The sequence below is a fragment of the Fructobacillus ficulneus genome (assembly GCF_001047075.2).
In the GTDB taxonomy this organism is placed as follows: domain Bacteria; phylum Bacillota; class Bacilli; order Lactobacillales; family Lactobacillaceae; genus Fructobacillus; species Fructobacillus ficulneus.
Map to the genome: position 1 here is coordinate 1 of NZ_DF967992.1, position 8,528 is coordinate 8,528.

6 protein-coding genes are annotated in these 8,528 nt (G+C 42.6%); 3 read left to right on the forward strand and 3 right to left on the reverse strand.

Annotated features, from left to right (window positions below):
• Positions 1-100 precede the first annotated feature (100 nt).
• Positions 101-1,315 (forward strand): DUF2075 domain-containing protein, encoded by a 1,215-nt coding sequence (locus AOQ29_RS02170; protein ID WP_061992911.1) that lies wholly within the window; start codon positions 101-103, stop codon positions 1,313-1,315.
• 21 nt (positions 1,316-1,336) lie between these two features.
• Here AOQ29_RS02170 and AOQ29_RS02175 read toward each other — a convergent pair whose 3' ends face one another.
• Positions 1,337-2,113, reverse strand: coding sequence for a TIGR01457 family HAD-type hydrolase (locus AOQ29_RS02175; protein ID WP_061992912.1), 777 nt, complete (start codon positions 2,111-2,113; stop codon positions 1,337-1,339).
• 115 nt (positions 2,114-2,228) lie between these two features.
• Between AOQ29_RS02175 and AOQ29_RS02180 the strand changes: the two genes are divergently transcribed.
• Both AOQ29_RS02180 and AOQ29_RS02185 read left to right on the forward strand, forming a co-directional pair.
• Positions 2,229-4,421: an LTA synthase family protein gene (locus tag AOQ29_RS02180; protein WP_061992913.1), complete on the forward strand. Its 2,193-nt coding sequence runs from the start codon at positions 2,229-2,231 to the stop codon at positions 4,419-4,421.
• 50 nt (positions 4,422-4,471) lie between these two features.
• Positions 4,472-5,368, forward strand: coding sequence for an RluA family pseudouridine synthase (locus tag AOQ29_RS02185; RefSeq protein ID WP_061992914.1), 897 nt, complete (start codon positions 4,472-4,474; stop codon positions 5,366-5,368).
• A 79-nt stretch (positions 5,369-5,447) separates the two neighbouring features.
• On the opposite strand, the gene AOQ29_RS02190 is transcribed toward AOQ29_RS02185, so the two are convergent.
• Positions 5,448-6,182 (reverse strand): MIP/aquaporin family protein, encoded by a 735-nt coding sequence (locus AOQ29_RS02190; RefSeq protein WP_061992915.1) that lies wholly within the window; start codon positions 6,180-6,182, stop codon positions 5,448-5,450.
• Positions 6,183-6,278: 96 nt separating this feature from the next.
• Complete coding sequence (locus tag AOQ29_RS02195; protein WP_407645469.1) at positions 6,279-8,345, reverse strand: copper-translocating P-type ATPase; 2,067 nt, start codon at positions 8,343-8,345, stop codon at positions 6,279-6,281.
• Positions 8,346-8,528 lie beyond the last annotated feature (183 nt).

Consider the following 8,528-nt stretch of genomic DNA (forward strand, 5'->3'; position numbering starts at 1 on the left):
TGATAACGCAGAGGTCCCAGGTTCGAGTCCTGGATGGCCCATGATAAAAAGAGGTGTAGACCTCTTTTTTTTGTGTCTAAAAATAAAGTATAATCAGTTTATGGATAAAAAGCAGACCGACAATTTAGCACCTTTTGATTTGAGCGATTTAAGTGAAAATCAAGAACAGACATTAAGAAATTTGGAAACTTATATTCAAAATAGCTTGTTGGATAAAAGCAGTCAAAAACATATTGCAGTCATACAAGGCGCTGCTGGAACTGGTAAGAGTGTGGTCCTGACTCAGCTATTTAAGACGCTTAAAAGTGGTGAAAAAAAGCCGTTGACCCCTTACTATGGTTTAAAAACCGTGATGACTGTTAATCATCCGGAATTGTTAAAGGTCTATCAAGAAATGGGAGCCAAGTATCCCTATATTTTTAAGAAAGATTATCTGAGACCAACTTCATTAATTAATCGTGTTCACCAAGGTAGTCAAGCGCCGGATGTTGTCTTGATTGATGAAGGACATTTGCTGTTAAGCAAAAGAGAACCCTATATTCGTTTTTTTCAGGATAATCAATTAGCTGAAATCATTAAACTGGCCAAGGTTGTTGTCGTGGTCTTTGATTTTCAGCAAGTTATTCAAAGTAAGATGTATTGGAATCAGACGCTGTTAAATCAAGTTCTCAGTTCTTACGATTATCGGTATTTTCCTTTGGACTTTCAATATCGGATGCAGGTTAATCAAGATGTTGCAAACTGGATTGATCAATTTTCACGTGGTATATTAAAGCCGTTTCCCAGTAATTTAGAGAACTATGACCTGCGAATTTTTAATCGAGCGGCAGACTTATTCAAGGAAATTAAAAATCGTGACCATAGCGTTGGGCAATCACGGGTCGTCGGAACGACCGGCTTTCCCCGTCGGGCTGATGGTGCTCACCATGTCGTAGTCGATGATTTTGATTTGCCATGGGATGAATTTGATAGTCAGGTTGCCACCTGGCCGAACCGGCCGGAATCCATTAACGAGGTGGGGTCGATTTATACCGTTCAGGGCTTTGATATGAACTATGTCGGTTTGCTGCTGAGTCCGGCCTTTGAATATGATTCAGTCTCTGATCAAATTACCGTTAATGATCAAAAGGTAACTCACCGAGAAATTTACAAGAGTAGTCCAACCCTATCAGAGCCAGGTCAAATTAAACAAGCTAAAACGGACTTTATGTTAAATGCTTTGAATATTTTAGCGAAGCGGGGACGGTACGGGCTTTATATTAAGGCGGCAGATGAAAAATTAAACCAGCGATTGCTGGAATTAGCTAACAAATAAAAAAGACTGCCTTAGCAGTCTTTAGTCTGTCACTGACCATTCGTCAAAGTTATTAATAGTATGACTTGGTTGGAATTCTTCCAAGGCGACTTGGTCGGGTTTAGAAACACCTGTATAAACTAGTAGTGTTGCTAAACCATTTTGAATACCAGCTAAAATATCGGTATTGTAATTGTCGCCGACCATCACAGGCTTAGTTGGATGGTTGAGCTTTGCCAAGGCACCTTCCATGATTGGTGCTTCGGGCTTGGCAATAATTGTTGGTTGCACACCTGTTGCGGTTACAAGGGCTGCCACCAACGAACCGGCACCAGGCAACATGCCTTTTTCACTCGGTAAGTTGGTATCAGCGTTGGTTGCGATAAACTGGGCACCCTTTTGAATGGCAAATGTTGCTGCTTGCAACTTTTGATAGTTAAAATCGCGGTCGAGACCCATAACGACAAAGTTTGCTTCTTCGGCTGGAACTAAGTCGATGCCAGCATCTTGGAAGGCAAATTCAAGACCTGCTTCGCCAATTAGGTAAATCTTCTTTGTTGAATTTGGTTGGTTTTTGACGTAGTCGGCAGTGGCCATGGCTGACGTGTAAACTTGGTCAACTGTTGTTGGAATTTGGTGATTTTGGCTCAAATTATCAGCGACTTCTTGTGGCTTCTTAGTAGAATTATTGGTAACAAATAGATATGGAATTTGAGCTTGGTTTAGTCGCTCAATTAGTCTTTTAGCTGCAGGGATTGGTTGACTACCATGGTAAATGGTGCCATCAAGGTCAATCAGATAAGCGTTATATTGTGGCATGTGTGGAGGTCCTTTTCGGTTGTCTTAATTGTCATGCAGAAAACATTATCGTGGTCTCAAGAATCACAAAAATTTCAATGAAAACCGCATTAAATGAGGGTATAATAGCAGTATTATGAAAAAATTTATTTCCCAGTTGGCTGGCCAGTTATGGTCAACATTAAAAAGATTCTATCAATTTTTGCAAACGCGATTTGGTTTTTATACGTTAATGGTTATTTTATTTGCCATCAAGACCTATATCGCTTACGACCTTGATTTCAATAAACTCCATATTACTAAATTTTATCAGCTCTTAATGGTAATTATCAACCCATTTGGCTTTACGATGTTAGTTTTGGCATTACCACTGCTCTTTAGAACACGTAAACTTGCCTATGGTGGGATTATGCTATTGTATACAGGAATGACAACCTTCCTGTATATTAGTATTGTTTACTTTAGAGAGTTCACTGATTACATGACTGTCAATGTCATTTTGAATTATTCAGCGGTTAACCAAGGTGGTAAAGCTGCGGGAGCCATTACGTTCTCCCATCATGACTTTTTGTTCTGGATTGATATTCCAATCATTCTTTTACTCCTGTTATTCCGCGTTATTCGTGAAGAAAAAAATCCTATTCGTCTTGGAAAGGTTTTCACCCTATTGGCTGCTAGCTGGTTAGTGATTATTGCCAACTTAGCATTATCTGAAATTGACCGACCTCAATTGTTGACTCGACAATTTGATCGCGAATATTTAGTTAAGTATCTTGGAATTGGACCTTTTACTGTTTTAGATGGCTACAATACTTTTACCACTAGTCAAGTTCGTAAGTCGGCCAAACCAGAACAACTAGACCAGGTGAAAGAATATATTCGTAAGAATTATGCGGGTATGAATCCAACCTATGCTGGTAAGGCCAAAGGTAAAAACGTCATTGTGATTCATTTGGAATCATTTCAACAATTTGCCATCGATCGAAAAATTAACGGCCAAGAAATCACACCATTTTTGAACTCACTGGAGCACAGTCAAGATTCAATCGCATTTGATAACTTCTTCCACCAAGTTGGACAAGGAAAGACATCCGATGCAGAAAACCTTTTGGAGACCTCAACATTTGGTTTGCCACAAGGGTCGTTATTTGCAAAGTTAGGTAATGACCAAACCTTCCAGGCGATGCCGGCAATCTTGAACCAGCGGGCAGGTTATTCTTCAGCCGTCTTCCACGGAAATACAGGAACATTTTGGAACCGAAGCCAAGTATATAAAAACATGGGTTACCAAAACTGGGTTTCTGGTGAATTCTTCGATACCAAGGGAAAGAAATCAACTGCTTGGGGTGTTAAGGATAAGCTGTTGTTCAAAGACTCTGTTCCATACTTGGAACGATTACCTCAACCGTTCTATGTTAAGTACTTGACTGTTTCAAACCATATTCCTTATGAATTAGATAATAATGATAAGGACCCAAATTTCCAGACAACTAATTCTGGGTCAAAGTATATTGATAATTATTTTGAAACCAATCATTACTTGGATCAAGCAGTCAAAGAATTCTTTGATTATTTGAAAAAGTCAGGTTTGTACGATAATACGATGGTTGTTTTGTATGGTGACCATTATGGAATTAACAATACGGACGACAAGTATTTGGCCCCAATTCTCGGTAAGAGTGCTAGTCAATGGACAGACTTGGATAGTGAAAACTTGCAACGGACGCCTTTGATTATTCATATTCCGGGACTCAAGAATGGTGGAGTTGACCACACTTATGGTGGCGAAGTTGATGTTGCACCAACGATTGAACATCTTCTGGGTGTATCGAATAAGCGCTATATTCAATTCGGTCAAGATTTACTTTCAAAACAACATAGCCAAGTCGTGGCAATGCGCGATAAGGACTGGATTTCGCCAAATTATGCCTCGATTTCGGGTACAATCTGGGATACTAAAACGGGCCAAAAGATTAAGAATCCAACTCCTGACCAACAAAAGCTCTTTAAGCAGTACCAGGATGAAGTAGACGAAAAGTTAGCAATGTCTGATTCTGTTAACCAAAAGAACTTGTTACGTTTTTATAATCCAGAAGGTTTTAAGGCCGTTGATGCTGCTGCCCAGGATTATTCAAAGACGGCAACAATAAAGCGTCTCCTAAAAGCTAGCACTAGTCGTAATTCAACTTCACTAATTGCTCAAAACGGTGGCCGTAGTACAGTGACGGACTATGTCACGAATGCGCCGGAAATTAATGACAACCCAGCATCAATGACAACTGATTATGATGGTGTTGCCAGTGGTTTTGAAACAAGTGCAAGTAAATAAAGAAAATCAGGGAAAATTCCCTGATTTTTTATTAGGTAAAGTATAAATTAATGACATTTAAAAAAATAATACAAATTAACAACGACCAAGCCGGGTTAACCGTTAAAGAATATTTGACAGCAGTTTATTTACCTAAACATTTTCGAGGTTATTTGCGAATTAACAAGGGAATTACCGTGAATAATCAACCATGTTCGACAGCCACAATTTTACATGCAGGCGATTTGTTAACCTTGGTATTTGCTAAAGACGCTATTCAGGCAGGACAAGGGCCGTACCCAGCAAATGATCAACAAAAAATTGCTATTAGCTATGAAAATGAAGATTTATTGGTGGTTGATAAACCAGCTGGGATGAAAATGCATCCGCACTCACCAACAGAAACGGATACTCTTTTAAATTATGTTCAGGCCTACCTTGAACAAGGCCACAGCCAATCTGCTGGTCAACAAGCATCAGCCTATATGGTGCATCGGCTTGATCGGGCAACTTCGGGACTAGTAATTATCGGGAAAAATCCAATTGTTGTACCAATTCTTAATCGGCTGATTAAGGAAAAAGAGATTGAGAGGTTTTACCAGGCTTGCGTCACGGGGATTTTTCAATCCGATTCGGGTGAATACCGAGATAAGATAGGAGTTCAAGAAGGTGATGACCGGCTTCGTTGGGTTATGACTGGTGGTCAATCCGCCCAAACTCTTTATCGAGTGCTGGCAATGAACCAGGATCGAAATCAAAGTTTGGTAGAACTGCAGCTTAAAACTGGTCGAATGCACCAATTGCGGGTTCACTTAGCTTATCATCAGCACCCAATTGTTGGTGATGACTGGTATGGTGGGGAGCCGGCTGAACGGTTAATGCTGAATTCAACTAAAATGAAATTGATTTTGCCCTTTTCTCGAGAAGTTGTTTGGCTCGATAGTCGACAAAGTTTTTATAAAAAATAACGGTCCAATTAATTTTGGACAAAGAAAAACCAGGACTTTTAAAGTCCTGGTTTTATTTTGTTAAAGAATGCTGAAAATATTATTCAGCAACTTCAGCTTGAGCATCGTTGGCAACGAAGTACTTAACAGCGTATCCTGCCAAAGCAGCCGCAACGATTTCAACGATTAAGAAGAACCACAAGTGGGCTGATGAAGCCAAACCGTGGTAAACCGCTGGAGCCAAGACACGGGCAGGGTTAAGCAAACCACCAGTGATTGGGTAAGTGATGAATGCAGTAATGGCAAATGTCATTCCAGCAATTGCAGCACTGTACTTAGCGTACTTCTTAAAGGCCAAAACAGTGATGAAGACCAAGAAGAAGGTGAAGACTGCTTCAATAGTCAAAGCTAATTGAAGTGAAGTTGTTGATGATGATGGTTCAAATGAAGAAAACAACTGAGTAGCCGTTACAGAGGCTGTTGACGTTGTTGATGTTGAAGAAGCTGTTTGTTGTGAGTGAATCACTGGCAACAATGAGCTAACAGTCAAACCAAGTCCAGCCAAGGCACCTAAGATTTGGGCCAAGATGTAACCACCAAAGGTCTTCCAAGTAATGTCCTTGTTGATGGCAGATGCCAATGAGACAGCTGGGTTAAAGTGGCCACCATTAGAAAATGGTCCAAAGATGAACATCAAGACTGCCAAGCTAAGTCCGAAGATAGCCATGGCGTCAAACAATTGACCCACTTGAAAATCAAGAACGTAAACCAATGCTGCTGATGAAAAAATCACTAAAAAGGCAGTTCCGAAAAATTCTGATAAATACTTCCGCATGAAAAAAAGCTCCTTTTATTTGTATATCAACTGTCATTATACAGCTGTGAGATAAAAGGAACTTTAAATAAGAATGTTTTAAGCTAATCTTTAGAATTACTTCCGTAAGAGAATGGCATTAAAGGCCACAACAACTGTGGAAAGGGACATGACGACCGCCCCAATCATTGGGTTGAGCATGATACCAGCAAAAGCAAAGAGACCAGCGGCAGTTGGAATGGCTAAGATGTTATAACCGGCTCCCCACCAGAGGTTCTGCAATTCTTTTTGGTTGGCATGGTGGGCCAAGTCAATCAAATCAATAATCTTAGGTAGTGATTGAGAAATCAAAACTGCGTCGGCCGAAGCTTGAGCTACGGCCGTTCCGGCACCAATGGCAACGGAAAGGTCGGCTTGAGCAAGGGCGGGTGAGTCGTTGATTCCATCACCAATCATCATCGTCTTACCCTTTTCCTGGTACTTCTTGACCCAATCAATCTTGTCCTGGGGTGAAACACCAGCATGGACGTCGGTAATGCCCAATTCATGGGCCACCTTTTCGGCCGTTGATTGACCGTCACCGGTGATGAGGACTGGAGTGATGTGGTGGGCCTTGAGTTGGTCAACGAAGTCCTTGGCGCTATCCTTGATAGCGTCACCAAGGGCGATGGCAGCGAGGACTTTGTTACCGTCGGTTAGGTAGGAGACTGATCCATCGGAATCAAGTTCATCGAAATTAATTTTCTTTTCGTGGAGGTAGCGGGCCGAAACAATCGAGTAGTCTTGGCCGTTTACCTGACCAGTCAAACCAGCACCGGCAATGTTTTGCACATTGCTTGCATTGGGAATATCAATCTTGGCATCCTGGGCCTTTTTAACGATGGCTTGGGCCAAAGGATGGGATGATTGTTGTTCCAAAGCCGCCATGGTGGCGAGGGCTTGATTTTCATCATAGTTGTTAGTGGCTAACTTGAGGACTTGGAAGTGACCGGTTGTTAAGGTTCCGGTCTTATCCATTAGGGCATAGTCAAGGTGCTTGGCAGATAAGACAGCACCGTGCTTCTTAATCAAAATTCCGTCCTTAGCGGCAATGGCCTTGGTCCGTTGGATAACTAATGGAATAGCGAGACCGAGGGCGTGAGGACAGGCGATGATTAAGGTGGTAACCGCGATGTTAAAGGCGGTTGTCAAACCACTGACAGCCGTCCAAATTACAAGGGCAGCAACGGCGGATAACAAACCAACCCAGAAGAGCCAACCAGCAACTTTATTGGCCAATGACTCAGCCTTGGTTGAGGAAGATTCGGTTTGGTTCAAGGTTTGCTTTAATTTACCAATAAAGGAATCGCCACCGACGGCGGTCACTTTGACAACGAGTGTGCCGTCACCGTTAATCGTTCCACCAATGACGTCGGCCTTTTCGGCCTTTTGGACGGGCTTGGATTCACCGGTCATCAAGGATTCATCAACTTGAGAAGAGCCAGATAGGACGGTTCCATCGGCCGGGAATGATTCGCCGGCAAGGACTTGAACTTCCGACCCAGACTTTAATGAGGAAACCGGCATGTCCATAAAGGAATCGCCGTGCTTGACGTGGGCGGTTTGTGGGGTTAATTTGGACAACTCTGATGTGGCGTTACCGGCCTTCATGGTGGCCTGCATCTCGATCAAGTGTCCCAAGAGCATGATGACAACCAGGGTCGCAAATTCCAGGAAGTAGTCCATGGCGTCGACATCAAAGAAGGTCTTGGCGACGAAGGCGTACATTGAAACCCAGTAGGTCACTAAGAGGCCCATGGAAATCAACGACATCATCGCTGGCTTCTTTTCCTTCAATTCGCCTCGGGCGCCAGAAAAGAAAGGCTTGGTGCCGACCAGGTACATGGCAGTTGCTAGAGCAGCCGTGACCCAATTCGAACCAGGGAAGGAAAGGGTAAAGGGCAAATCAACGCCCATGAAAGGAGCGACGAAGAGCATTGGGACCAAGAGGACCAATGACCACCAGAACCGCTTCTTCATGTCGCCATGGTTCATATGCATGTGCATACCACCCATATCCATTCCAGACATGTCGTGGCCCATATCCATCCCGGACATATCCATTCCCGACATGTCATGATTCATCTTGCCGTGGTCCATCTTCATGCCGCTCATGTCGTGGTGGTCACCGTGGTCGTGAGACATATCCATGTCGCCCATTTTGTCATGGTCATGGTTCATCTTCATGTTGCCCATATCGTGGTGGTCACCGTGGTCGTGAGACATATCCATGTCGCCCATTTTGTCATGGTCATGGTCCATTTTCATGTTGCCCATATCGTGATGGTCACCGTGGTCGTGAGACATATCCATGTCGCCCATTTTGTC

Coding starts and splice junctions, on each gene's coding strand:
- AOQ29_RS02170 (WP_061992911.1), top strand. CDS start 101: ATGGATAAAAAGCAGACCGACAATTTAGCACCTTTTGATTTGAGCGAT.
- AOQ29_RS02175 (WP_061992912.1), bottom strand. CDS start 2,113: ATGCCACAATATAACGCTTATCTGATTGACCTTGATGGCACCATTTAC.
- AOQ29_RS02180 (WP_061992913.1), top strand. CDS start 2,229: ATGAAAAAATTTATTTCCCAGTTGGCTGGCCAGTTATGGTCAACATTA.
- AOQ29_RS02185 (WP_061992914.1), top strand. CDS start 4,472: ATGACATTTAAAAAAATAATACAAATTAACAACGACCAAGCCGGGTTA.
- AOQ29_RS02190 (WP_061992915.1), bottom strand. CDS start 6,182: ATGCGGAAGTATTTATCAGAATTTTTCGGAACTGCCTTTTTAGTGATT.
- AOQ29_RS02195 (WP_407645469.1), bottom strand. CDS start 8,345: ATGTCTCACGACCACGGTGACCACCACGACATGAGCGGCATGAAGATG.